This window comes from Rhizobium deserti (assembly GCF_004358025.1).
In the GTDB taxonomy this organism is placed as follows: Bacteria; Pseudomonadota; Alphaproteobacteria; order Rhizobiales; family Rhizobiaceae; genus Neorhizobium; species Neorhizobium deserti.
Window position 1 is genome coordinate 706,861 of sequence record NZ_SMTL01000001.1, and the last position, 23,051, is coordinate 729,911.

The window sequence follows — 23,051 nt, forward strand, 5'->3', positions numbered from 1 at the left end:
GTCACTCCGCTGCCTGCGCCGCTTGGGCAACCGTTTCGGCACTGCCCCTGCCCTTTTCAGCCTCTGCCGCGGCCTTCAGCGCCTGTCGTGCCTTGTAGCCGTGCTGGATGGCGCCGACGATGCCGCGCGGCAGGAAAAGCGTTACTGCGATGAACAGGCCGCCGAGCGCAAACAGCCAGATTTCCGGAAAGGCGCCGGTAAAGAAGCTTTTCCCGGCATTGACGAGCAAGGCGCCGATGATCGGGCCGATGAGCGTGCCGCGCCCGCCGACGGCGGTCCAGACCACGACTTCGATGGAATTGGCCGGTGCGAATTCGCCCGGATTGATGATGCCCACCTGCGGCACGAAAAGCGCCCCGGCAATGCCCGCCATCATGGCCGAAACCACAAAGGTGAATAGCTTGATATTCTCGACCCGGAAGCCGAGGAAGCGGACCCGGCTTTCCGCATCGCGCACCCCGACCAGAACCTTGCCGAACTTCGAACGGACGATGGCCGAGGCGAGGAGAAGGCAGAGCGCCAGCATGATCGCCGACACGGCGAACAGAACGGCACGGGTGCCGTCCGCCTGAACGGAGAAGCCGAGGATATCCTTGAAATCGGTCAGGCCGTTATTGCCGCCAAAGCCCATGTCGTTGCGGAAGAAAGCAAGCAGCAGCGCATAGGTCATCGCCTGGGTGATGATCGACAGATAGACGCCGTTGACGCGCGAGCGAAAGGCAAACCAGCCGAAGATGAAGGCGAGCAGGCCCGGCACCACCAGCACCATCAGCATGGCAAAGGCGAACCAGTCGAAGCCATGCCAGAACCACGGCAGCTCCTTGTAGTTCAGGAACACCATGAAATCGGGAAGAACCGGGTTGCCATAGACGCCGCGCGGCCCGATCTGCCGCATCAGGTACATGCCCATGGCATAGCCACCCAGCGCAAAGAAGGCGCCATGGCCGAGCGAGAGGATGCCGCAATATCCCCAGACCAGATCCAGCGCCAGGGCCAGAAGTGCATAGCAAAGATATTTCCCCATCAGCGACATGGCATAGGTGGGGATGTGAAACGTGCTGTCGGGGGGCGTCAGAAGATTGAGCGCAGGAACGACCGCCGCGACGCCCAAGATAATAGCCAAAGCGATGACGATGCGGCCCTCCAGGGCGCGGAAGACAAAGCCGGACATCATGCTTCCACCGCCCTTCCCTTGAGCGCGAAGAGCCCGCGCGGCCGTTTCTGAATGAACAGGATGATCAGCACGAGGACGAGGATCTTGCCAAGCACGGCGCCGACCGAGGGTTCGAGGAACTTGTTGAGGACGCCGAGCGACAGTGCGCCCACCAAGGTTCCCCAAAGATTGCCGACCCCGCCGAACACCACGACCATGAAGCTGTCGATGATATAGCTCTGCCCGAGATTGGGAGAAACGTTGTCGATCTGGCTGAGCGCCACCCCGGCAATGCCCGCAATCCCCGAGCCAAGCGCAAATGTCAGCGCGTCGACCCATGGGGTCTTGATCCCCATAGAGGATGCCATGCGCCGGTTCTGCGTAACGGCCCGCATGCTGAGCCCGTAGGAGGATTTCTTCATCAGCGCCAGCAGCGCGAAGAAGATGGTGAGCGAGAAGACGATGATCCACATCCGGTTCCAGGTGATCGTCATCCCGCCGACGGGAAATGAGCCTGACATCCAGGATGGATTGCCGACTTCCTGATTGGTGGGGCCGAAGATCGAGCGGATGGTCTGCTGCAGGATGAGCGAAACGCCCCAGGTGGCGAGCAGGGTTTCCAGCGGCCGGCCGTAAAGGAAGCGGATGATGCCGCGCTCGATGACGAAGCCGACGGCGCCGGTCACCAGAAAGGCGACCGGCAGTGCAATTGCCAGCGACCAGTTGAACAGGCTGGGCATATGATCGCGGATGACGTCCTGCACCACGAATGTGGAATAGGCACCAAGCATGACCATTTCACCATGCGCCATGTTGATGATGCCCATGACGCCGAAGGTGATGGCAAGCCCGATGCCGGCGAGTAGCAGTACCGACCCCAGCGACAGGCCGTACCAGACATTCTGCGCCATATCCCACAATTGCTGTTCGCTTTGGATGGCGGAAACGGCGGCATCGAGATCCGGCTTGAGGCTCGGATCGATCGTGCCGGCCACGGTGTTGAGGATACCGAGCGCATTGCGCCCACCGAGGCTCTTGATCGTCTGGATGGCCGCCCGCTTTTCGTCCAGACTGCGGTCCGAAGGGAGCAGCGACACGGCCCGGGCTTCCTCCATGCGCGCCTTCACCTCGGCGTCGCTTTCCTTGGCCAGCGCCGTTTCCACCAGATCGAGGTTTTCGGGACTGGGCGAACGCAGCAAAGCATCCGCCGCCTGCAGACGCACGGAGCGATCGGGGCTCAGGAGGGTGAGCCCGCCCAGGGCGGAACGGATAGCCCGCCGCAGCGTGTTGTTGATCTTGATCTTGGTGACGGCATTTTTTGGCGCCTGGCCGGCCGAAGCGCCCGTCAGCGGATCAATCAGCTCATAGCTGGAACCGGCAGCTTCGCCGATGAAAACCAGGCTGTCGGCCTTGCGGAAATAGAGATCACCTGCATTGAAGGCCTCCAGCGCCGGAACCAGGCGGGTGTCCCCCGTGGCCGCGAGCTTGCCCAGAAGCACCTCGGTTTCGCTGAAATCCGCTTTGGCAAGCGCATCGATCAATGGTTTCGGATCGCTGCCCGACTGCGCCAAGCTTGGTGCGGAAAAGGAACATGTCAGGCAGAGCAGTATGCAAAGGCTCTGCAAAAGGCGGAAAGCAATTTTTCTCGTCATCGAAACCCCCTTGCAAAATCACGGGCGGCTAGCTCAACCACCCGCGATGATGTCACTCGAACATCAGGAGCAGACGGTATCAGCTGCCCTTGCCACCGCACTTGCCAGAAGCAACGTTGAAATTGCCGCAGGACATCGGCTTGCGCCAATCCGAGATCAGGTTCTTCGAGTCCGGCAGGTAGTCGGACCACTCGTCGCCGACCACTGCCGGCGTTTCCTGGACGATTTCGAACTGGCCATCCGCCTGGATTTCGCCGATCAGCACAGGCTTGGTGATATGGTGGTTCGGCATGACCGTGGAGGTGCCGCCCGAAAGATTCGGAACGGAAACCCCGATAATGCTGTCCAGAACCTTGTCCGTATCGGTCGTTCCGGCAGCTTCGACGGCTTTGACCCAGGCATTGAAGCCGATATAGGCGGCTTCCATCGGATCGTTCGTGACGCGCTTTTCGTTCTTGGTGAAGGTCTTCCATTCCTTGATGAACTCGGCGTTCACATCGGCATCGACCGACTGGAAATAGTTCCAGGCGGCCAGATGGCCGACCAGCGGCTTGGTGTCGAGGCCTGCAAGTTCTTCTTCACCGACCGAAAACGCGACGACCGGAATGTCTTCCGCCTTGATGCCCTGGTTGCCGAGTTCCTTGTAGAAGGGAACATTGGCATCGCCGTTGATGGTGGAAACCACGGCGGTCTTCTTGCCGGCAGAGCCAAATTTCTTGATGTCGGAAACGATCGTTTGCCAGTCGGAATGACCGAACGGCGTGTAGTTGATCATGATGTCGCTTTCCGCGACGCCCTTCGACATCAGATAGGCCTTGAGGATCTTGTTGGTGGTCTGCGGATAAACATAATCCGTGCCGGCCAGAACCCAGCGCTTGACGCCTTCTTCCTTGGCCAGGTAGTCGACAGCCGGAATCGCCTGCTGGTTCGGCGCAGCACCCGTATAGAAGATGTTGCGCGAGGATTCTTCACCCTCGTATTGGACTGGGTAGAACAAGATCGAGTTCAGTTCTTCGAAAACTGGAAGAACCGATTTGCGAGAAGACGAGGTCCAGCAACCGAAGACGGCAGCCACCTTGTCCTGGGAAACCAGCTGGCGTGCCTTTTCGGCAAACAGCGGCCAGTCCGAAGCCGGATCGACGACGACGGCTTCGAGCTTCTTGCCGAGCACGCCGCCCTTCTTGTTCTGCTGATCGACGAGCATCAGCATGACGTCCTTCAGCGTCGTCTCGGAAATCGCCATTGTCCCGGACAGCGAGTGGAGAACGCCGATCTTGATCGTGTCGTCGGCCGCGAATGCGCCGTGCAGCGCCGTTGTCGACAGCACGGCAGCGAGCAGCGCACCACCCAGCTTAGCTTTAAAATTCATTGGTCGAACCCCTCTTCTCATTGGTTCGCAACGAAAACATTAACCGTTGCTTAAGCGACTATCGGTTGCTGCATCGCAAAACCGTATACGTGAAATGACGTACAGCAGGGGGAGAACGGGGAAGGCTAGTACAGGCGGGCGCGACCTGCCCTGGTGGTCTGGAGGATGAAGCTTGGAGCATTTGCCCCGCAAGGTGGGGAAACGCCTTGCCTCACAGGGCCGTTACATTTGTTGATCGCCCAGATCGTTCGGGCCCGCACCCGGTTAAGGAAGTCTTTATAAAATCGTGAAAATTAATAGCGCATGCCGAGGACCGAGCCGTGACACGGTCCGGGGGTTCGGCGAAGGCGGAAACCGCCGCACAGCTAGTATTGAGTAATGCCAATGCGGGTCACGCGCGAAGGCACTGTACGGAGTAACATAGTCATGAACGTGAAGCTTTCTGCTTTGGCAATGGTTGCCGGCCTGTTCACAACCCCGGTTCTGGCCGCCGATCTGACATCCTATTCGGAACCACCTGTTTCCAACGATTCCGTCACCACCAGCACCAGCTGGGACGGTGCCTATGTGGGCGTGCACGGGGGCATGGCCTCTTCCAAGATCAACCCCTTCTCGGGCGGCAAGGGCCTCGCCGTCGGCGGACAGGCCGGTTACAATGCCGACGTCGGCGGCGCTATCGTCGGCGGCGAAGTCGAGGCATCCTATCTCGGCGATGCCCGGGTCAAGGTGGATGGCGGCAGCCTGAAGGAGCGCCATCGTTTGGCCGCCAAGGTCAAGGCCGGCATGCCTCTCGATCAGACGCTCATCTACGGAACGGCCGGTCTCGCCATGACGAACTTCCGCGACAATGGCCGCGTTTCCGGTCCAGACGGCTGGAAGCCGGGCTTCCTGGTCGGCGCCGGCGTCGAGCAGCAGCTGACCTCGAATATTTCGGCACGGGTGGAGTATAATTACGTGGCAACCAACGGCGTCCGGAGTTTTGCCGGCGGCGTCGACTCCAAGAAGGATGTCCACGACCACACGATTAAGGCCGGCCTGAACTACAAGTTCTAAGCCCGCCCGCAATTTCGGTCGGCAGATCGGATCCCAAAGGCGCCGTGCCGCAAGCATGGCGCCTTTTTGTTTGTTGTCCAGCACGGCCAGCCGGTCCACCACAAGCTGCGAAATACGGAAATTCCTGTCGAAGTTGCACTGCACAAATGTCACCGAAAGGCTGGAACATTTTGCTGGCCCGTGCGCTTGCCTCCCCGGACCGTCAACCGCTCGAGGAGCCGTGCCGTGATCAATGACCTGTGGTACAAGAACGCTATCGTCTACTGCCTGTCCGTCGAAACCTTCATGGACGCCAATGGCGACGGTATCGGCGACTTCCAGGGGCTACAGCGCCGGCTCGACTACCTGGCCGGCCTCGGCGTCAACGCCATCTGGCTGATGCCCTTCCAAACCTCGCCCGGCCGCGACGACGGCTATGACGTCTCTGATTACTACAATGTCGATCCCCGCTACGGCACGCTCGGCGACTTCGTCGAATTCACCCATGGTGCCAAGCAGCGCGGCATCCGGGTGCTGATCGACCTCGTCGTCAACCATACATCCAACGAGCATCCTTGGTTCCAGGACGCCCGCAGCGATCCCAATTCGCGCTACCGCGACTGGTATGTCTGGTCGGATAAAAAGCCCGCCAATGCCGATGAAGGCATGGTTTTCCCGGGCGTCCAGAAGACCACCTGGACCCGCGACGAGAAGGCCAAGCAGTATTACTTCCACCGCTTCTATGATTTTCAGCCGGATCTCAACACGGCCAATCCGCATGTGCAGGCGGAAATCCTGAAGATCATGGGCTTCTGGCTGCAGCTCGGGGTTTCCGGCTTCCGCATGGACGCGGTCCCCTTCGTGATCGCTGAAAAAGGGCCTGAGGTAACCAAGCCGAAGGAGCAGTTCGACATGCTGCGAACCTTCCGGGAATTTCTCCAGTGGCGGCTTGGCGATTCCATCATCCTCGCTGAGGCCAATGTCGTTCCCAAGGACAATGTTAAATATTTCGGCGCCGATGGCGACCGGATGCAGATGATGTTCAACTTCCACGTCAATCAGGCCCTCTTCTACGCCTTGGCCAGCAGCGACGCTCGGCCTCTGGCAAAGGCCGTGGAGGAAACGCTGGAACATCCGCAGACGGCGCAGTGGGGATTGTTCCTGCGCAATCACGACGAGCTGGATCTCGGCCGCCTGTCGGAAAAGCAGCGCCAGAAGGTGTTCCAGGAGTTCGGGCCGGACAAGTCCATGCAGCTCTACGACCGCGGCATCCGCCGGCGGCTGGCGCCCATGCTGCAGGGCGACCGTCGGCGGCTGGAGCTTGCCTATAGCCTGATGTTCTCGCTGCCTGGCACGCCGGTCCTCCGCTACGGTGACGAGATTGCCATGGGCGACGACCTGTCGCTGCCGGAGCGCAACTGCGCCCGCACGCCGATGCAATGGTCCACCGAGCCGCATGGCGGCTTTACCAAGAACGACAAACCCGTGCTTCCCGTTATCAGCGGCGGAGCTTTTGGTTTCCAGCACACCAATGTTGCCGACCAGCGCCGGGATCCGAATTCCATGCTGAACTGGATGGAGCGGCTGATCCGCATGCGCAAGGAGGCTCCCGAGATCGGCTGGGGAGACTGCAAGATCCTCAATCCCGGCAATAACGGCGTGCTGGCGCTGCGCTACGACTGGCGCGACAATTCAGTGCTGGTTGTCCACAACCTGAACGCCACGCCGGTGGAGTTCGATCTGTCTGTCGGGCTTGGAGACAAGGGCGAGACCTTGATCGACCTTGCCGATGGCGGCAATAGCGAGGCGGATGAGACCGGCAAGCACCGCCTGCTGTTCGAGGCCTATGCCTATCGCTGGTACCGCGTCGGCGGGCTAGACTACCTGCTCAAGCGCAAGGAGGTTTGATCGTCGAGGCTAGCTCTTCTGCTTCCAGGCTCGCAAACGCTCGAGCAGGAGATCGAAGCTGTTGACGCGAACGGCACTGGCAAGATGCTGGCTATTGATATCGTCGACGACCAGAATACCCGGCTCAAGCGTATTTCCGCGATAGTCCAGGAGAACCGCTTCCTTGTCCTTAGCTTGCAGAATCACCAGCCGGTCAGCACCCGCATGGCGCTTTCGCAACGATGTTTCGCCCTCCGGATAACTAATTCGGTCAGAGGCTTCGGCCAGAGTAGCGAAATATTCCATTGGCATCAGTTGATCCGGCAGCTCTATCTCCGCATAGCCTTCCTCCGGTTTGCTGATTTGAAGATGGCGGGCAGCAAGAGCGCCACCATTGCGGTATTTCCAGAAGCGGACCAGGCAATGCGGCAGCTTTACGCCGAGGCGAGCCTCTGTTTCCGCAACGAGATCGTCGTCGGCTTGTTTCTTTGGTGCAGAACCGTCTTTACGAGAGTGAGCTATATTGGCGAAGACATGCACACCCGACAGCCAGAATTCCGAAGGCTGCTGGGCTAGATTGATCTTGGCAATCGGCTGGTTCCGATAGGAGAGAAGGCGATCGCTCGAGATCAGCTTCTCCGGCCGCGGTCGACGGAGGGCTGCAAAATAGCTTTTAAAATCCGAATACTCGACGTCCGTGGAAAGATCTGGATGCCGGTCGAAATCGACCAGTCTCACTTTAGGCTCAGGCCCATGGGTATAGTCGAGCAAGGTCATGTCCTGATATCGAGCTTGCAGCACGATCATCTTGTCAGCATTTCGAGGCATCTCATCCGAATCGTGCGTAAAGCTCTCGTAATGTTCCTTCACTGTCTGCAGTTGATCAAGTGACGCGAGCGACGAGTAATCGATTGAGAAAGCACCGCGCCAATCCTCGTCGACCGGCCTGGGATTATCCTTCAGCGGCACGTAAAGCCAGCCGACATAACCACCGTCCATGATCCTGTAGAGATCGCGCAGCGATTCTGGCAACTGGACACCTAGCCTTGCTTCCGCAGTGGCGATTGCCTTGTCGCTTGCCGCGTCCGGCTGTTTAACGACAGGCTTACCCCGTCCTTCTAAGGCGTCGTAGAGGGCGTCGCGTTTCCAATAGCCGCGAGAAACATAAAAGTTCTGCGGCGTCAGTGGGCGGGGATCCAGATCAAGTTCAACTTCGACCTCATCGGCAAACGCAGCATCGGTGTCGAGCTTCCGGGGATCGGCTATGGGCGGGAGATCCGCAGCTGAACCCCTCGCCTCGAGGAAGTTGATCGAGAGGGATATTGCAAGCGCGATCAGGAAGAGCGCACCGGCGGTGACGACATCCACCGAAGCCAATGGCTGGAGCCCGCTGGACTGACCGAGCAACAGGCTGGCGCCCAGCCCGATCATATAGAAAACTACAACGAGGACGAGTTGGATAGGCAGGGTGATCGCGACAGCCAACAGGATCGCCCGCACACCGCCGGTACGCCATGCCAGCGTCCAGGTGCTCCATTTGCCCAGTGCATAGAGTGTTGTGTAGGCCGGGGCCGAGAGAAGGATGATCCAGGGGGACCGGTTCAGAAAGCCGGGAACGATGACTGCAAGGACTATGACGGCGGCCAGGAAGAGACGCAGGCCGCCGGATCGTTTCGTCGTCATGAGGTCCCCACCTGATCAAACGCCTAGTGGAGTATGATCTTGGGCAGGTTGTGACGAGTTGAATCTTCGCTGAGTCACTTAAGTTGCTGTTTCTGCACAAAGCGCCGAAAACTTCTGATTCACGCGCTGAAAATTCTTGATTCAAAACGCATGGCCGCTCTGCAGCGGCTCATTTGACTGATCCCTTCTGAGATGATGCCGCTAATTTGTTGGCGATCTGCGCTGCAGCGGCGTCGGCTGGGTCTGCGAATGTCATGGCCGCCGTCCATGGTCCGGTGAGGCGGCATGCGGCTGCGGTAGTGCGCTATGCGGAGTTCTACCGTGATCTTGCCGAAGCTGTTGTCCGTAGAGGAGAGGACGGGAAGGTGTGGGTGACGGAGGCCATAGTCCACTCTGCGACGGCCACATGCATCGAGCTCCCCAGTATGCCTTCTGGTGATCTGCGGACAAGATATAGTCCAGGCGCGGCGGGAGCTTGAACATGAGCCCCCCGCTAGCCGGACCGCGCTCGGAAAAAGCCGCGCCAGGATAAACGTCCCGTCGATATTCCGCGGCGCATGGTTAATTAGAGATATTTGCTAACACCCGAAGCCGATCTGAAATTTTCTTGCCTCGTAATGTCTATCAAATCTGTCGAGTATCTACCTCATCGACAGGAGGTAGACATGCCGAAGAACCGCCAGCTCCATCTCAACGCATTCCTTCGCAACGTCGGGCAGCACGAAGCCGCCTGGCGGCTTCCAGAAACGCGGATCGCCTCCGTCACAGACATCGAGCACTATCGCAACCTCGCCAGGATTGCCGAGAAGGGAAAGCTCGACGCCATCTTCTTCGCAGACCACCCGGTGCTGAAGGATCGCGCGCAGGACCGTCCGTGGGATTCGCTGGACCCGTTCACACTGATCGCTGCTCTGTCCGGCGTGACGGAGAGGATCGGCCTCGTCGCCACCGCGTCGACGACATACAACGACCCCTACGGCCTCGCCCGTCGCTTCGCGACGCTCGACCATGTCAGCAAGGGACGCGCCGCTTGGAACGCCGTGACGACGGCGAACGCCGCGGCGGCGGCGAACTTCAGCCTCGGCCATCATCCTGATCCCGACGCCCGGTACGAACGTGCTGCTGAGTTTCTGGATATCGTGAACCGCCTCTGGGATAGCTGGGACGACGACGCCATTGTTGGCGACAAGGGAAGCGGTACGTTCATCGATCCGGACGGGATCCACCGTCTCGACCATCACGGCAAGCATTTCGACGTCGCGGGTCCCCTTGAGGTGCCGCGCTCGCCACAGGGCCGTCCGGTCGTCTTCCAGGCTGGCTCGTCGGAGCCAGGCAAGGACCTCGCCGCCCGCTTTGCGGAAGCCATCTTCACCGCCCAGCCGGTCCTCGATGAGGCGCAGGCCTTCTATTCCGACGTGAAAGCTCGGGTCAGGGCCTATGGGCGCGATCCGGAGAAGGTCCACATCCTTCCGGGCCTCTCGACCTTTATCGGCGGGACCGAGGAAGAAGCAGGGAGGCTGCAGGAGACCTTCGAGGATCTGACCCTTCCGACATATGGTCTCGCCCAGCTCAAGCGGGTGACCGGCATCGACTATTCGTCCCACGATCTGGACGACGTGGTGCGCGTCCCTGCCCGTGGCGAACTGGCCAGCGATCAGAAGAGCCGCCACGATCTCGTGCACCACCTCACTGCGACGGAGACCTTGACGTTGCGGCAGCTCCTGCGACGGCTCAGCGCCGGCCGTGGCCACCGCATCGCGACTGGCACGCCGGAGCAGATCGCCGACACGATCGTCCACTGGTTCGAGAACGGCGCGGCCGACGGCTTCAACCTCATCCCGCCGGCACTTCCTACGTCGCTTGAAGCGTTCGTCGACAACGTCGTGCCGATCCTCCAGAAGCGCGGTCTATTCCGAACGGATTACGAAGGCACGACGCTTCGCGAGCACCTTGGTCTCGACCGCCCGACTGTGACAAGGGCGTCCCGAACCTTCGTCGCGGCCGCAGAGTAGCGGAGGTATTCCAATGACCCTCGTTTCCTACTTCAGCCCAGCGGGCGAAACTGCAAGGTCGGAGGGCGACAGAAAGCGCCCTCCGACAAGGCTGCTTCCCCGTCCGGGGATCCCTGGCCAGCGGCTGCTTGGACCTGTCCTGGTGCTGGCGGCGTGGTGGGTTTCGACATCGCTCGGCTGGGTATCGCCCGGCAAGCTGCCAGGGCCGGTCGCCGTGTACGAGGCGTTCATCGGAACACTCAGCGACGGAACGCTTGCGACTGACCTTGCGATTTCACTTCAACGAACAGGCCTCGGGATCGTCATCGGCGTTACCGCGGGATTCCTGCTCGCGGTACTGGCGGGCCTCTCCCGGATCGGCGACTCCATCATCGACGGCAACGTCCAGGTGAAGCGCGCGATCCCGAACCTGGCCCTTATACCGCTCTTCATTATCTGGCTTGGCATTGGCGAATCCATGAAGGTCGTGATCATCGCGCTCGGCGTCCTCATCCCGATCTACATCAACGTTCACGCGGCCCTTACCAGCATCGACAGGCGCTATATGGAACTGGGGCAGACGGTGTCGCTGTCGAAGAGCCGATTCCTGCGGGACATCGTCATTCCTGCGTCCCTGCCCGGCTTCTTTACTGGCCTCAGGCTGGGCGCCACGGCCGCATGGACCGCGCTCGTGGTCGTCGAGACCATCAACGCGACCAGCGGCGTCGGCTACATGATTACGCAGGCTCGTACTTACGGCCAGACCGAACTCGTGCTGCTTGGCCTCTGCATCTACGGCGTGCTCGGCTTCACCTCCGACGCGGTCGTCCGCGTCCTCGAACGGAGGGTGCTGTCATGGCGGTAGTGGCTCGCATGGCGGGAAGCGCTGCACCGAAGCGAGAGGTGGCGGTGCGCGTTGAACGCCTCGTCCGCCGCTTCCACGGCAACGAAGTCCTGCACGGCGTAGACCTGCAGATCCGGCAGGGCGAGTTTGTCGCCCTCCTCGGCAAGAGCGGCTCTGGCAAGAGCACGATCCTACGTGCCATTGCAGGACTGGACGAGGGCGTCGAGGGATCAGGACGGATAACCGTCCCAGACCGACGGTCGGTCCTCTTCCAGGATTCGAGGCTACTTCCCTGGAAAAGCGTCATAGACAACGTAACCCTTGGACTTGAGGGTCCGCAAGCGCGGGCCGAAGCTCTGAAGGCCCTGGACGAGGTCGAGCTCCAGCACCGGACGGACGTCTGGCCGAAGACCCTATCCGGAGGGGAGCAGCAACGCGTCGCCCTTGCCCGTTCGCTTGTACGCAACCCGGACCTCATTCTGGCGGACGAGCCGTTCAGTGCTCTCGACGCGCTGACCCGAATCCGCATGCAGCGGCTGCTCCTCGATCTCGTGAAGCGTCGCCAACCTGCCGTCCTCTTCGTCACCCATGACGTCGAGGAGGCGCTCCGACTGGCGGACCGGGTGGTGATCATCACGGATGGAGTCGTCTCCTATGACGAGCAGGTTGGTGACGCAAGGTTATCTCCTGTTCGCTTTGACGAACGCCGGACCGAGATCTTGGGCCATCTCGGCGTAACCGACCATTACAATCACCATCATTGAAAGGCGTCTTATGCGCAGAAAACTTGCAGCAGCCAAGGCCGGCGTCGCCGCCCTCCTCTCCTTCTTCGTCGTCAGTGGCGCTATCGCTCAGGATGGGTCGCTTCCGACGAGAGTGCCGTCAGGTACCAAGATCGTGCTTGCTGACGACGCCAACAACGCGGCGAGCCTCCTGAAGCTGTCAGGCGAGTACGACAAGCTTGCAGCCGACGTGGGCTTTGCCAACTTCACGAGCGGCCCGCTACGTCTCGAGGCAATCCGCGCGGGCGCGGCGCAGGTCGGGGCGGTCGGAGACGTGCCGCCGATCCTGGCACATTTCTCCAATGCCGACGTCGTCATCGTCGGCGTCGTGGTCACGGAAGGCCCGACCACCATCATCGCCACGGCGCCCGATAGCGGCATCAACGAATTGAAGGACCTTAGGGGCAAGAAGGTCGGTGTCAATCCAGGCACCGCTCAGCAGGCGATCGTCTTTCGCGACCTGAAGGCGGCCGGACTGAAGCCGGACGACATCAAGCCCATCAACCTGGGGCTAGCCGAGTTCGCCGACGCTCTGCGCTCCGGTCAGATCGACGCTGCAGTTCTCAAGCAGCCGGATCGGGCGAGGTATCTGAAGTCAGTTGCCGGCACGGGCGCAAAGGAGATCGACAATGGCGGCGAGGCTAACAAGAACCTGAAGATCCTCTACGCGAGCAAGATCGCGCTCGATGATCCGGCACAGGCGGCCGCGATCCGCGACCTCGTCGTGCACTGGTATCGCGCTTCGCTCTGGAAGAACGATCACCAGGACGTCTGGAAAGCGGAATACCTGATCAAGGACCAGCGCCTCAGTTCTGAAGACGCGGACAGCGTCGTGAAAACGGAAAAGCGGTCGTACATCCCGGACTGGAAGAGCGAAACCATTCCGCGCCAGCAGGAGACGATCGACATTCTGCAGGCAGCGGGCAGCTTCAAGGGCAAGACGCTCAAGGCAGAAGACGAGTTCGATCTGCGCTTCGACGGACTGAGCAACAAGAGCAAGACCGCGGCAGAACTTCACGCGGGCGGCTGAAACGGGCGGGACGTGATCTCTTATCTGGTGCGGGGATGATGAATACTTCAGATGTACGATTGGATACGGATGTCCTGGTGGTCGGGGGCGGCCCGGCCGGATGCTGGGCAGCATGGAACGCAGCCGCGAACGGCGCGAGCGTCGTTTTGATCGAAAAGGGCTATGTCGGGACAAGCGGTGCGACGGCGGCCGGCAACACCACCACGATCTACACACGCCGAGGCACGACCGAGCGTGCGGCGACCGTTGCCCAGCGTGTCAGGCTCGGACACGGCTTCACAGAGCCCGAGCGTGTGGAACGGGTGCTCGACCGGACTCTCCACAATCTCGATCTCCTCGCCGAGTGGGGTTATGATTTTCCCACTTACGAGGACGGCCGTCCATACCGCGGCATGCTTCGGGGACCCGACTACCTGCGCTTCATGCGTCAGAAGCTCATCAAGGCACGGGTCAAGGTCATCGACCATTGTCCCGTGGAGGAGCTTCTCGTCTCCGAAGGAATGGCTGCCGGAGCGATCGCCCGCAGCAGACGCACAGGCGAAGCACTTTATATCAGCGCAGGCGCCGTCGTGATCGCGACCGGCGGCTGCGCTTTTATGAGCGGAGCACTCGGCACCAACAACCTGACCGGAGACGGCTACCTGATCGCCGCAGAAGCCGGCGCCGTCCTCTCCGGGATGGAGTTTTCGGCCCAGTATGGCATCTCGCCCGCCTACTCCAGCGTCACCAAAGGCGTCGTCTATTTCTGGGGCACGTTCAGCGACGAGGCGGGCAATGTCCTCACAGCCCCCGGCGACCGTCAGAGCGTGGTGGCGAGCGAACTGATCAAAGGCCCGGTCTACGCCATCCTTGACAAGGCGTCCCCCCGCCTTCAGGAGGGATTCCGCAAGGGCCAGCCGAACATCTTCGTTCCCTTCGACAGGATGGGTATCGACCCGTTCACCCAGCGCTTCCCCATCACGCTGCGCCACGAGGGAACCGTGAGAGGCACTGGCGGGCTCAAGATCGACAACCGCGCAGGAACGACCGTTCCCGGCCTCTTCGCTGCGGGAGACGCCGCGACCCGGCAGGCGATGTTTGGAGCCTCGACCGGAGGCGGAGGGCCCAACTCGAGCTGGGCCATGGCAACGGGCTCCTGGGCAGGCGAGGACGCGGTAAGATTCGTCAGATCCCTCGGAAAGAACTGGCGTTCCAGGAGCGTCAGGACGGCGGCCGAACGCCCGCCCACCAGGCCGTCAGGCGCGAGTACTGACATCGAGGCGGTTCTCGATATTGTCAAACAGCAGATGCTTCCCCTCGATAAGGGGTACTTCCGAAACCAGAAGAGTCTCTCCGACACGGAGCACCTGCTGTCCGATCTCTGGCATGACGAAAGCTGGCGGACCGGGCGTGCATCCAAGGTCCGCGAAGCAGAAGCCCTGATCGCGACGTCAAGGTGGGCGACAGCGAGCGCACTGCTGCGAAAGGAAAGCCGCGGCCTCCAGCGGCGGACCGATTTCCCCGACGCCAATCCGGTCTTGTCGCGCACCATTGATACCGGCGGCACCGACCTCATCTGGACGTCCTTCCACAACCGAGCGCAGGCGAGTGCAGCATCATGATCGAAATCGTCAGCGTGGACCGCTGCATCAAGTGCGACCTCTGCGTCGACGCGTGTCCTGACAACGTCTTCGACGCAGTTCCGAATGCAGCACCTGTGATCGCACGGCAGGACGACTGCCAGACCTGCTTCCTTTGCGAACTCTTCTGCCCCACCGACGCGCTTTACGTGTCGCCGCTGTCCGAGACGATCGAAGGGTCGACGGAGCAGGATCTGCTCGCCCGCGGCATCTTTGGAAGCTTCCGCCGCGAGATGGGCTGGCAGAACGCCAAGCCGCGCGGGACCGCTGGCGACTTGAGCTACCGGATCTTCGAGACCGGCACGATCACACCCTGAACCGGAGAGACTGATGAAACGACTTCTTTCAAACCTGCTGCTTGCCGCGGCTGTGGTGCTCGGCGCGCACTCTTCCTATGCGGAGGACGCCCCCGCTACCATACGCTTCGGAGACGTAGGCTTCGGCTTCGGCACGCCATTTGGCGTCGGGCTGCAGGCGATCGCCGACGCCAAGGGATTCATAGCCGACGAGTTCAGGGGCACGCCGACGAAGCTGGAGTTCACCTACTTCACCGGAACCGGCCCGGCAATCAACGAAGCCCTGTCCAATGGCCAGCTCGACTTCGCCTCCTACGGCGCCGTGCCGAACATCATCGGCAAGGCCAACGGTCTCGATACCGTCATTCTTGCATCCTACGGCGGAACGACGATCTTCGGAGCCGCGCGGCCGGACCTCAACATCAAGTCGATCGCCGACCTCAAGGGCAGGAAGGTCGCGATCCAGAAGGCGACGATCATCCACTGGGGCCTGATCACCGCACTGAAGAACGCCGGGCTTTCGGAGAAGGACGTTACGATCGTCGATCTGAAGAATGCCGATCAGCTCGCCGCGATTGCTGCCAAGAGCGTCGATGCCGTGTTCGGAGCGGACTTCCTTCTGCCGCTGGAAGACAAGGGCGTCGCCAAGATCTTCTACAAGTCGTCGGAAGCGGGCGCTTCGGGCGACGGCTTCGGCGCCTTCCTCGTCACCGACAAGTTCCGCAAGGCTTTCCCGGAAGCGACCCAAAAGGTTGTGAACGGGTTCGTGAAGGCGGCGCAGTGGCTGGCGGACGACAAGAACAGAGACGAGGCCTTCAGGATCTGGTCGCGCGCCGGATCGCCGGTCGAGATCATCGCCAGGTCAAACTCCGGAAGCACGCTGGGACAGAAGTACAACCCGCGCCTCGACGACTTCTTCGTCGCACGGTATCGGAGTGGCATCGCGTTCGACCGGGAGCAGAAGCTGATCCGCCGCGACGTCGATCTCGACCAATGGGTGGACCGCACCTATGTCGACAACGCTGTGAAGTCGCTGAACCTGCAGTCGCTGTGGCCCGACCGGTCCGCGGCAGGCGTCCTTCAGAACTGAGGGGCGATATCATGACAACGTTCGGAGCCGAAGAGAGCTTTCGTGTCGAGCGCGCGGCTCCGGACGTGCAGTTATGGAAGGTAAGGTCGCTTGCTCTCAGACTGGTACTCCCGCTGGCCTTGCCAACCGGAATACTGGCGCTCTGGTGGGCTGCGTCGGTCAACGGCTGGGTATCGCCACAGGTCCTGCCGCAGCCTGACTGGGTGTTGCAGACCTTTCTCGATCTGCTGGAAAGCGGCGACATAGCCGCTGCCGCCGCCGTCAGCTTCCGGCGGATTGCGGAAGGCTTCCTGATTGGCGCCTCGCTCGGCTTTCTGTTCGGGCTGCTGATCGGCAAGTCGGAAACGGCGGACGCCTATCTGGGACCGACCTTCCGGGCGCTCGCAGCCGTTCCTTCCATAGGCTGGCTGCCCATTCTCATCCTTCTTCTGGGCATCGAGGAGAGCCTGAAGATCGTGATCCTCGCGAAGGCCTGCTTCGTGCCGATGGCCATCAGCACTGCGGAGGGCGCACGAACGGTCCCAAAAGGACTGACGGAGGTCGCGGACATCCTCAAGCTCAGGGCCCGGACGCGCTTCTTCAAGCTGACCTTGCCCTCGATGGTGCCCTTCATCGCGAGCGGGATCCGGCTCTCTCTCAGCCAGGCCTTCGTCTCTCTGATTGTCGTGGAGATGCTCGCCGGCACAGATGGGCTGGGTTACATGATGGTCTGGGGCCGTACCCTGTTCCAGCTCGACATCGTGATCATTGGCATGGTCGTCGTTGGTGTCGTCGGCTTCCTTCTGGACTGGCTCCTGAAGCAGGCCGAATCCTTCGTCCGGAGAGGGAGCGGCGCAGATGCCTGAGCGTCTGCATACCCCTCGGAGGCTCCCACTCGGCGCAGTCCTGCCGCTGGCGGCGACAGGCGCCTGGGCGGCTGCGTCTATGACCGGCATGCTGTCAGGACCGATGGCCGTCAGCCCCCTGGAGGTGCTGACGACGCCCTTCCTCGACGCGTCGGGCCGGGAGCTCTGGCTGTCGCTTCTGGCGACCATGCTGCGGGTCCTTGTTGGCGGAGCGATCGGCGGGATCGTCGGGCTGATGCTTGGCTATGCCGCGGGAATGTACCGCGTCGCGTCGCTCGGCCTTGCTCCGACCGTCCATACCATCAGGCAGGTCGCCCTGTTCGCATGGATACCGCTGTTGACTGCATGGTTTGGCAATGGCGAAGGTACCAAGCTGGTGTTCATCGGGCTATCGACATTCTTTCCCCTCTTTCTGGCGACCGAGCAGGGCGTCCGAGGCACTCCGGAAAAGCTCGTCGACGTGGCTCGCACGCTGAAGTTGAAGCGCTGGACGCGGGTCTCGAAGCTTTATCTGCCTGCGGCTCTGCCGAGCATCTATGTCGGCCTTCAGATCGCGGTGCTGTCCGCGTGGATCGGAACCATCGGCGCGGAATACGCGATCGGCAACGGACGAGGTTTGGGAAGCTACATTGCCAGCGCTCGCGACCAGTTCCGGATGGACATCGTCCTTGTCGGCGTCTTCGCGCTTGCGGGCGGCGGCGTGCTCCTCACGACGGCCGTGCGGTCGCTCACTGCACAACTTTCTCCATGGGCACAGGATCAGTCATGACCGCTCTCGCCATCGAACATGTCAGCAAGTCCTATGCCTTGAACGGCGTTCAGCGCCCTGTGCTCAATGATATCAGCTTCGACGTTGCGCCCAACGAGATCGTCTCCATCGTCGGCGCATCCGGCTGCGGCAAGTCGACATTGCTCAGGCTGATAGTCGGACTCGACGAAGACTACCGAGGTTCGATCATCCAAGGCGGCGTGAGCGATACGAAAGCGGCCAAGGTCGGCATGGTCTTCCAAGATCACCGGCTCTATCCCTGGCTCACGGTCGGCGCGAACGTCGATCTCGCTTTTGACGCCTCCAACCTCCGGAAACCCGAGCGTCTTGCGCGGGTTCACCACTACCTGCAGCTTGTCGGCCTCTCCGACTATGAAAAAGCATACCCAAAGCAGCTATCCGGCGGGATGGCGCAGAGAGCGGCGATCGCGAGGGCGCTGGCCCAGGAACCTGACATCCTGCTGATGGACGAACCCTTCGGTGCGCTGGACTCAATCCTCCGCATGCGACTGCAGGACGAACTGCTCTCCATATGGGAGAAGAACCGGGTCTCGATCGTCATCGTCACCCACGACGTGGAAGAGGCTCTTTACCTCGGAAACCGCGTGATCGTCATGGAACCCGATCCAGGTCGTATCCGCGACGTCTTCGAGATAGAGCTGGCTCGCCCACGTGACCGGGCCGACCCAAGACTTGCCGCTCTCAAGCAACGGTGTCTCGCCACCTTGGTGGGGAGAGAGGCCCTATCCTGAACGAACACGGTTCGCTTGCTCCGTTTCAGGGGCAGCGTCCGTTCTAAGCTGCGCAAGATCTACCGCTCGCCTGAACTAGGCAAGCCGTTCGACGGCTCGTCTACGTCCTGCGGTCCGGCCGGCGCCTGTTCCGTGCGCGTTGGTGGGGATACGCCGCTGTTTCAATCGGAGGGCAATCTTCTGGCTCTTTCCGCCGACGCCGCGTGCTGCTGCTCGGCCTCGCTCCAGTGCCGTTCGTGCCGCCCTCTAACCGCCTCTCGTCCCCCATTTCCGATATGCGTTGTCGCGGATCCTGCCGTCGTCCATGATGTCCTTTGTGACACGGGCCGCAGGATTCCTGCCTTTCCTCGCCGATGGCAGCATGGACGTCCTGCAGCCCGACATCGCCATCTGCGGCGGCCTGACAGGAGTGCCTCAAGTTGCCGCGCAGGCTGCGATTTACAACCGGCCTGTCATCCCGCACGTTTGGGGCAGCACAGTCAACTTCCATGCAGCCCTGCATCTCGCGGCGACGCTGCCGCCTCATCGTGCCGGAGGCGCCGAGCCTTACCCCCACATCGAGTTCGACGTGGGCCCGCATCCGCTGCTCGACCTCGCTCGCCCGGTGCTGGACGAGCACGGTTGCGTTGCAGTCCCTGCAGGGACAGGGCTGGGAATCGATCTGGCGGCGGCAGCACAGGAGCCCTATGCGATCGATCGGAAGGTGATCACTTCCTAGATGCTCGACGAGGACGAACCGGATCGAGCCGATGTACTGGTGCACTGGTTTAGCGCGGGCGCTGGACGATACGTAATTTTTGCGGGGGCTAACTCCTATCCGCAGCGCCGCCCTATCCCGCCCCGCCGCGCGGCCCTATCCCGGCGAACGGCGCAGGCCCCGAAAGCGATCGATCAGGACCTCAACGCCCACTTCACTCACCAGATTCATCATCCTGTAGCCGCGCCGCCCTTCGAACATGGCAGGAAGGAGATCGGCTGACACCAACTTGACTTCTGACCGTGGAACAACCCGAAGAAAAGTGCTCGCTCCCCTTCTCGCCACGTCCAGCCCCAATGCGCGCAGCACGTCCGCGCCCGAGAACCATCGCCGCCCCTTCAGAACGATGTGTCTAACCGGTGATCCGTTGCATTCGGTGGCGACCACGCGGACGTCCTTAGGGACAGATTGCGCCCCGTCAGATAGACGGCCAGCCATCTGCGCGAGCCCCGCTCTCGTGGCTAGCAAACATGTTGCTCATGGATTCTCTCTCAAGCCTTGATGCTCCTGACTCACGCCTAATGGGCACCCGCTCCTCCGCCAGAGGTCCGCTTCGTCAAGAGAAGCGCGATCGCCGCGACGGCAAGAACCACGCCTATCACAGCGAAGGTATCGCTAAAACCCATGATCAGCGCCTGCCGTCTCACCACCCGTCCAAGAGCGACCACGGCTTGGCCGCTGGCTTTCGCGTGATCTGTCACCCCGTGTGCCTGGAAGTATGCCGTCAACTGCTCCAGCCGTTCGCGAACCTCCACCCGACTCGTCGTGACCGACTGTCCGATGATGTTCGAATGGAACTGCTCCCGCTTGGTCAGAATGGTTCCAAGCGTCGCCGTTCCCACTGCGCCACCGAGGTTTCTCAGCATGTTCGTCAGACCGGACGCCGCGGCGGCGTCCGAGGGTGCTATGCCACCGGTCGTGATGGCCGTAATCGGCGTCAGCACGAACGCCTGCCCAATAGCCCTCACAATGTTCGGTATCCAGAACTGATCACCCGCGTTATCTGCGGAGAGCATGACGTTCATGAAACAGCTGAGGGCGAAGATAGCGATGCCTAGAAAACCTATGTAGCGAGCGTCGAACCTCTTCATCATCATCGGGACCAGGGGGATCAGCACAAGCTGCGGCAATCCGGTCCAAGCCAGAACGTTGCCGATCTCCTGCGCGTTGTAACGCTGCACCTGCCCCAGGTACTGCGGCAGGATATACACCGTCCCAAACAGTGCGACTCCGACCAGCACGTTGACTGCGACACCGATCCCGAAGTTGCGTTGTGCCAGCAACCTCAGCTTTACCAGAGGCTTCTCGACCGTCAGTTCAATCCAGATGAATGCGGCCAGAAACACGAACGCGACCACGCTGAGCTTGAGGATGAACGGCGACGAGAACCAGTCGTCCTTATTACCCTCCTCCAGCACAGTCTGGAATGCAGCGAGACCGATCGACATCGTGGCAATACCCGCCCAGTCACCTTCCTTTAGGAGACCGAGGCGCATCGGCTGCCTGTCGAGTGTGGCGGCAAGCGCGACTGCCATGAGTGCACTGGGAATGGTGTTGATGAAGAAGATCGTCTGCCATCCGTAGTTCTCCGTCAGGTAACCGCCGATCGTTGGCCCTATCGCCGGAGCGAAGGTCACCGACAGAGCGAATATCGACAGCCCGACCGGCTGCTGGGGCTTGGGCAGCTTGGTCAGCACCATAGTAAAGGCCATGGGGATCAATATGCCGCCTGCGAATCCTTGGAGCCCTCGCATCGCGATCATTGAACTTAGGTCATGGGTAAACGCGCAGGCCATCGAGAACAACGGGAACAGGATCGTGTTCGCAAGGATATAGGTGCGAAAGGAGAAGACGCTGCTGAAGTACGCCGTCAGCGGGATGACGATGATCTCCCCGATCAGGTAGGACGTCGAGATCCAGGCGCCGTTATCGACGCCGGTTCCGATTCCGCCCTCTATGTCGAGGAGCGACGCGTTGGTGATCTGGATGTTGAGGATCGCCATGAACGCGCCAATCATGCCGGCGAGGACCGCTATCCATTCCTTCGCCCCGGCCTTTTGCACCGATGCTTCAGCCACCGGTCGCGTGGGGCCGGGGAACGTCGAGACGTTTGACATTGTCATACCCTGATTTGCTTAGGATAGCGAACTAGCGCTCGGACCGGATGTCGATGGTGGGAGTGACGGACATGCCTGGGCGCAGTTCGCCGGAGGACTTCCCTTCCCCGTCTAGCACTATTCGAACCGGGATCCGCTGGACTACCTTGGTGAAGTTGCCCGTCGCATTGTCGGGCGGAAGAAGAGCGAACTCCTGTCCACTCGCAGGAGCGATGCTGTCGACTCGGCCATGAAAGCTTCTCCCTGGAAACATGTCGACCTCGATGTCGACTACCTGGCCTGGACGAACGTCCGTCAGCTGCGTCTCCTTGTAGTTGGCGACGACGTAGGCCGAGTCGGTCGGAACGACCGTCATAAGCTGCGTGCCGGCCTGGACGAACTGCCCAACGCGGAGGGTACGATTGCCCACAACGCCGTCTATTGGCGCAACGATGCGCGTATACGACACATCGAGTTCGGCCTGACGTCGCACGGCTTCGCTACGCGCGAGCGCCGCTGTCGCCTGAGCAAGCTCCGCCTTCAGAAGCTCAAGCTGCCTCACCGCGCCGTCGAGGGTCGCGGAGTCACGCGCCGTCGTGGCGCGGCTGGCGGCGATTTGAGCGGCCGCCTGCTCCGCCGTCTGCACCGGAGCATAGCCGTTGCTTGCCATGTGCGCGTACCGCTTGTCGTTCTGCTCTGCAAAAACCTCGTTGGCGCGATCGACGTCAATGGTAGAACGGGCCGCGGCGATCACGGCCTGCTGGTTGTCGAGTGCCGCCTTTTTGGCCTCCACTGTGGCTTTTGCAGCGTCCAGTTCCGCCTTCGCCTGAGCCAAGGCTGTCGCGTAGTCCCGGTCGTCAACGACAGCGAGAACTTCTCCGGCTCTAACTACCTGGTTGTCCGCGACGCGGACATCTGTCAGATATCCCGATATCTTTGGAGCGACGGCACTGCTGTCCGCTTTAACGTACGCGTCGTCGGTGGAGATCTCGAAACGCCCGACCGTCCAATACCGATGGCCGTAGTACCCGGCCGCGGCAAGAACGACCAATGCCGAAAGTGCTCCTGCCAATTTTCTGCCGCGCCTTCTGCCTGCATCACCCTCGGAAACCGCCGGGGCAAGATCGCGGCCTCCGGGCGCGCGACCGGCCTCGGCCTTGGCGTCCTGCTCCGCGTTCCGCTCTACCTTGCTCCCAAGTGACACGACGTTCTCTTCCATAGCGACTTCTCCGAAGGGCTCGGGGCGTATGCCACCAACCCGATATTAAGAAAACTTGTATTTTCCAAATTATACCCGTACGATGGTATGTCAACGCGAATTCGGAAAACAGCCATCTTCCTATTTGATGCTCCTGAGATTCTTCTTCCGCGGGTTGGCACCAACGCAGGATTTTCTTCGCTGCC

The 23,051-nt window shown here is 61.1% G+C and carries 20 protein-coding genes; 13 read left to right on the forward strand and 7 right to left on the reverse strand.

Annotated features, from left to right (window positions below):
• Position 1: 1 nt before the first annotated feature.
• From urtC to urtA, 3 genes are all read right to left on the reverse strand, one after another.
• Positions 2-1,174, reverse strand: coding sequence for an urea ABC transporter permease subunit UrtC (gene urtC, locus E2F50_RS03435; protein ID WP_133314640.1), 1,173 nt, complete (start codon positions 1,172-1,174; stop codon positions 2-4).
• Positions 1,171-2,805 (reverse strand): urea ABC transporter permease subunit UrtB, encoded by a 1,635-nt coding sequence (urtB, locus tag E2F50_RS03440; RefSeq protein WP_133314641.1) that lies wholly within the window; start codon positions 2,803-2,805, stop codon positions 1,171-1,173. Before urtB ends, urtC begins: the two co-directional genes overlap by 4 nt.
• 79 nt (positions 2,806-2,884) lie before the next feature.
• Positions 2,885-4,174: an urea ABC transporter substrate-binding protein gene (urtA, locus tag E2F50_RS03445; protein ID WP_133314642.1), complete on the reverse strand. Its 1,290-nt coding sequence runs from the start codon at positions 4,172-4,174 to the stop codon at positions 2,885-2,887.
• Positions 4,175-4,600: 426 nt separating this feature from the next.
• Between urtA and E2F50_RS03450 the strand changes: the two genes are divergently transcribed.
• Positions 4,601-5,227, forward strand: a complete 627-nt coding sequence (locus E2F50_RS03450; RefSeq protein ID WP_133314643.1) for an outer membrane protein — start codon at positions 4,601-4,603, stop codon at positions 5,225-5,227.
• A gap of 225 nt (positions 5,228-5,452) precedes the next feature.
• A complete protein-coding gene (locus E2F50_RS03455; protein ID WP_133314644.1) occupies positions 5,453-7,114 on the forward strand; it encodes an alpha-amylase family protein in 1,662 nt (553 codons plus the stop codon).
• A gap of 9 nt (positions 7,115-7,123) precedes the next feature.
• On the opposite strand, the gene E2F50_RS03460 is transcribed toward E2F50_RS03455, so the two are convergent.
• Positions 7,124-8,776: an SMI1/KNR4 family protein gene (locus E2F50_RS03460; protein ID WP_133314645.1), complete on the reverse strand. Its 1,653-nt coding sequence runs from the start codon at positions 8,774-8,776 to the stop codon at positions 7,124-7,126.
• Between the two features lie 665 nt (positions 8,777-9,441).
• Between E2F50_RS03460 and E2F50_RS03465 the strand changes: the two genes are divergently transcribed.
• The 11 genes from E2F50_RS03465 (at position 9,442) to E2F50_RS03515 (ending at position 19,512) form a co-directional block, all read left to right on the forward strand.
• Positions 9,442-10,788 (forward strand): LLM class flavin-dependent oxidoreductase, encoded by a 1,347-nt coding sequence (locus E2F50_RS03465; RefSeq protein WP_133314646.1) that lies wholly within the window; start codon positions 9,442-9,444, stop codon positions 10,786-10,788.
• Between the two features lie 13 nt (positions 10,789-10,801).
• A complete protein-coding gene (locus tag E2F50_RS03470) occupies positions 10,802-11,632 on the forward strand; it encodes an ABC transporter permease (RefSeq protein WP_133314647.1) in 831 nt (276 codons plus the stop codon).
• Positions 11,632-12,375, forward strand: a complete 744-nt coding sequence (locus tag E2F50_RS03475) for an ABC transporter ATP-binding protein (RefSeq protein ID WP_425375364.1) — start codon at positions 11,632-11,634, stop codon at positions 12,373-12,375. Before E2F50_RS03470 ends, E2F50_RS03475 begins: the two co-directional genes overlap by 1 nt.
• 10 nt (positions 12,376-12,385) lie before the next feature.
• On the forward strand, positions 12,386-13,423 hold the full coding sequence (locus tag E2F50_RS03480; RefSeq protein WP_133314649.1) for an ABC transporter substrate-binding protein: 1,038 nt from the start codon (positions 12,386-12,388) through the stop codon (positions 13,421-13,423).
• A 35-nt stretch (positions 13,424-13,458) separates the two neighbouring features.
• Positions 13,459-15,024 carry an FAD-dependent oxidoreductase gene (locus E2F50_RS03485; protein WP_245515278.1) on the forward strand — a complete coding sequence of 522 codons (1,566 nt, stop codon included), beginning with the start codon at positions 13,459-13,461 and terminating at the stop codon, positions 15,022-15,024.
• Positions 15,021-15,359 (forward strand): 4Fe-4S dicluster domain-containing protein, encoded by a 339-nt coding sequence (locus tag E2F50_RS03490; RefSeq protein ID WP_133314650.1) that lies wholly within the window; start codon positions 15,021-15,023, stop codon positions 15,357-15,359. The genes E2F50_RS03485 and E2F50_RS03490 overlap by 4 nt, the downstream gene beginning before the upstream one ends.
• A 13-nt stretch (positions 15,360-15,372) precedes the next feature.
• Positions 15,373-16,428, forward strand: coding sequence for an ABC transporter substrate-binding protein (locus tag E2F50_RS03495; RefSeq protein ID WP_133314651.1), 1,056 nt, complete (start codon positions 15,373-15,375; stop codon positions 16,426-16,428).
• Positions 16,429-16,439: 11 nt separating this feature from the next.
• Positions 16,440-17,273, forward strand: coding sequence for an ABC transporter permease (locus tag E2F50_RS03500; protein ID WP_133314652.1), 834 nt, complete (start codon positions 16,440-16,442; stop codon positions 17,271-17,273).
• A complete protein-coding gene (locus E2F50_RS03505) occupies positions 17,266-18,042 on the forward strand; it encodes an ABC transporter permease (RefSeq protein WP_245515279.1) in 777 nt (258 codons plus the stop codon). Before E2F50_RS03500 ends, E2F50_RS03505 begins: the two co-directional genes overlap by 8 nt.
• Complete coding sequence (locus E2F50_RS03510) at positions 18,039-18,794, forward strand: ABC transporter ATP-binding protein (protein ID WP_133314653.1); 756 nt, start codon at positions 18,039-18,041, stop codon at positions 18,792-18,794. The genes E2F50_RS03505 and E2F50_RS03510 overlap by 4 nt, the downstream gene beginning before the upstream one ends.
• Positions 18,795-19,098: 304 nt before the next feature.
• A complete protein-coding gene (locus E2F50_RS03515; RefSeq protein ID WP_133314654.1) occupies positions 19,099-19,512 on the forward strand; it encodes an enolase C-terminal domain-like protein in 414 nt (137 codons plus the stop codon).
• A 135-nt stretch (positions 19,513-19,647) separates the two neighbouring features.
• On the opposite strand, the gene E2F50_RS03520 is transcribed toward E2F50_RS03515, so the two are convergent.
• The 3 genes from E2F50_RS03520 to E2F50_RS03530 all read right to left on the reverse strand — a co-directional run bounded on the left by E2F50_RS03520 (position 19,648) and on the right by E2F50_RS03530 (position 22,866).
• Entirely contained in the window at positions 19,648-19,938 is a 291-nt protein-coding gene (locus E2F50_RS03520; RefSeq protein ID WP_133314655.1) for a BRO-N domain-containing protein, read from the reverse strand.
• A gap of 131 nt (positions 19,939-20,069) precedes the next feature.
• A complete protein-coding gene (locus E2F50_RS03525; protein WP_245515280.1) occupies positions 20,070-21,668 on the reverse strand; it encodes a DHA2 family efflux MFS transporter permease subunit in 1,599 nt (532 codons plus the stop codon).
• A 31-nt stretch (positions 21,669-21,699) separates the two neighbouring features.
• On the reverse strand, positions 21,700-22,866 hold the full coding sequence (locus E2F50_RS03530) for an HlyD family secretion protein (protein ID WP_133314656.1): 1,167 nt from the start codon (positions 22,864-22,866) through the stop codon (positions 21,700-21,702).
• Positions 22,867-23,051 lie beyond the last annotated feature (185 nt).

What these genes read in the sequence shown, in the direction of transcription:
- E2F50_RS03505 (WP_245515279.1), top strand. Translation starts at nt 17,266, where the DNA reads ATGCCTGAGCGTCTGCATACCCCTCGGAGGCTCCCACTCGGCGCAGTC.
- E2F50_RS03495 (WP_133314651.1), top strand. Translation starts at nt 15,373, where the DNA reads ATGAAACGACTTCTTTCAAACCTGCTGCTTGCCGCGGCTGTGGTGCTC.
- E2F50_RS03530 (WP_133314656.1), bottom strand. Translation starts at nt 22,866, where the DNA reads ATGGAAGAGAACGTCGTGTCACTTGGGAGCAAGGTAGAGCGGAACGCG.
- E2F50_RS03460 (WP_133314645.1), bottom strand. Translation starts at nt 8,776, where the DNA reads ATGACGACGAAACGATCCGGCGGCCTGCGTCTCTTCCTGGCCGCCGTC.
- urtB (WP_133314641.1), bottom strand. Translation starts at nt 2,805, where the DNA reads ATGACGAGAAAAATTGCTTTCCGCCTTTTGCAGAGCCTTTGCATACTG.
- E2F50_RS03525 (WP_245515280.1), bottom strand. Translation starts at nt 21,668, where the DNA reads ATGTCAAACGTCTCGACGTTCCCCGGCCCCACGCGACCGGTGGCTGAA.
- urtC (WP_133314640.1), bottom strand. Translation starts at nt 1,174, where the DNA reads ATGATGTCCGGCTTTGTCTTCCGCGCCCTGGAGGGCCGCATCGTCATC.
- E2F50_RS03465 (WP_133314646.1), top strand. Translation starts at nt 9,442, where the DNA reads ATGCCGAAGAACCGCCAGCTCCATCTCAACGCATTCCTTCGCAACGTC.
- E2F50_RS03500 (WP_133314652.1), top strand. Translation starts at nt 16,440, where the DNA reads ATGACAACGTTCGGAGCCGAAGAGAGCTTTCGTGTCGAGCGCGCGGCT.
- E2F50_RS03470 (WP_133314647.1), top strand. Translation starts at nt 10,802, where the DNA reads ATGACCCTCGTTTCCTACTTCAGCCCAGCGGGCGAAACTGCAAGGTCG.
- E2F50_RS03485 (WP_245515278.1), top strand. Translation starts at nt 13,459, where the DNA reads ATGATGAATACTTCAGATGTACGATTGGATACGGATGTCCTGGTGGTC.
- E2F50_RS03490 (WP_133314650.1), top strand. Translation starts at nt 15,021, where the DNA reads ATGATCGAAATCGTCAGCGTGGACCGCTGCATCAAGTGCGACCTCTGC.
- E2F50_RS03515 (WP_133314654.1), top strand. Translation starts at nt 19,099, where the DNA reads ATGATGTCCTTTGTGACACGGGCCGCAGGATTCCTGCCTTTCCTCGCC.
- E2F50_RS03450 (WP_133314643.1), top strand. Translation starts at nt 4,601, where the DNA reads ATGAACGTGAAGCTTTCTGCTTTGGCAATGGTTGCCGGCCTGTTCACA.
- urtA (WP_133314642.1), bottom strand. Translation starts at nt 4,174, where the DNA reads ATGAATTTTAAAGCTAAGCTGGGTGGTGCGCTGCTCGCTGCCGTGCTG.
- E2F50_RS03480 (WP_133314649.1), top strand. Translation starts at nt 12,386, where the DNA reads ATGCGCAGAAAACTTGCAGCAGCCAAGGCCGGCGTCGCCGCCCTCCTC.
- E2F50_RS03510 (WP_133314653.1), top strand. Translation starts at nt 18,039, where the DNA reads ATGACCGCTCTCGCCATCGAACATGTCAGCAAGTCCTATGCCTTGAAC.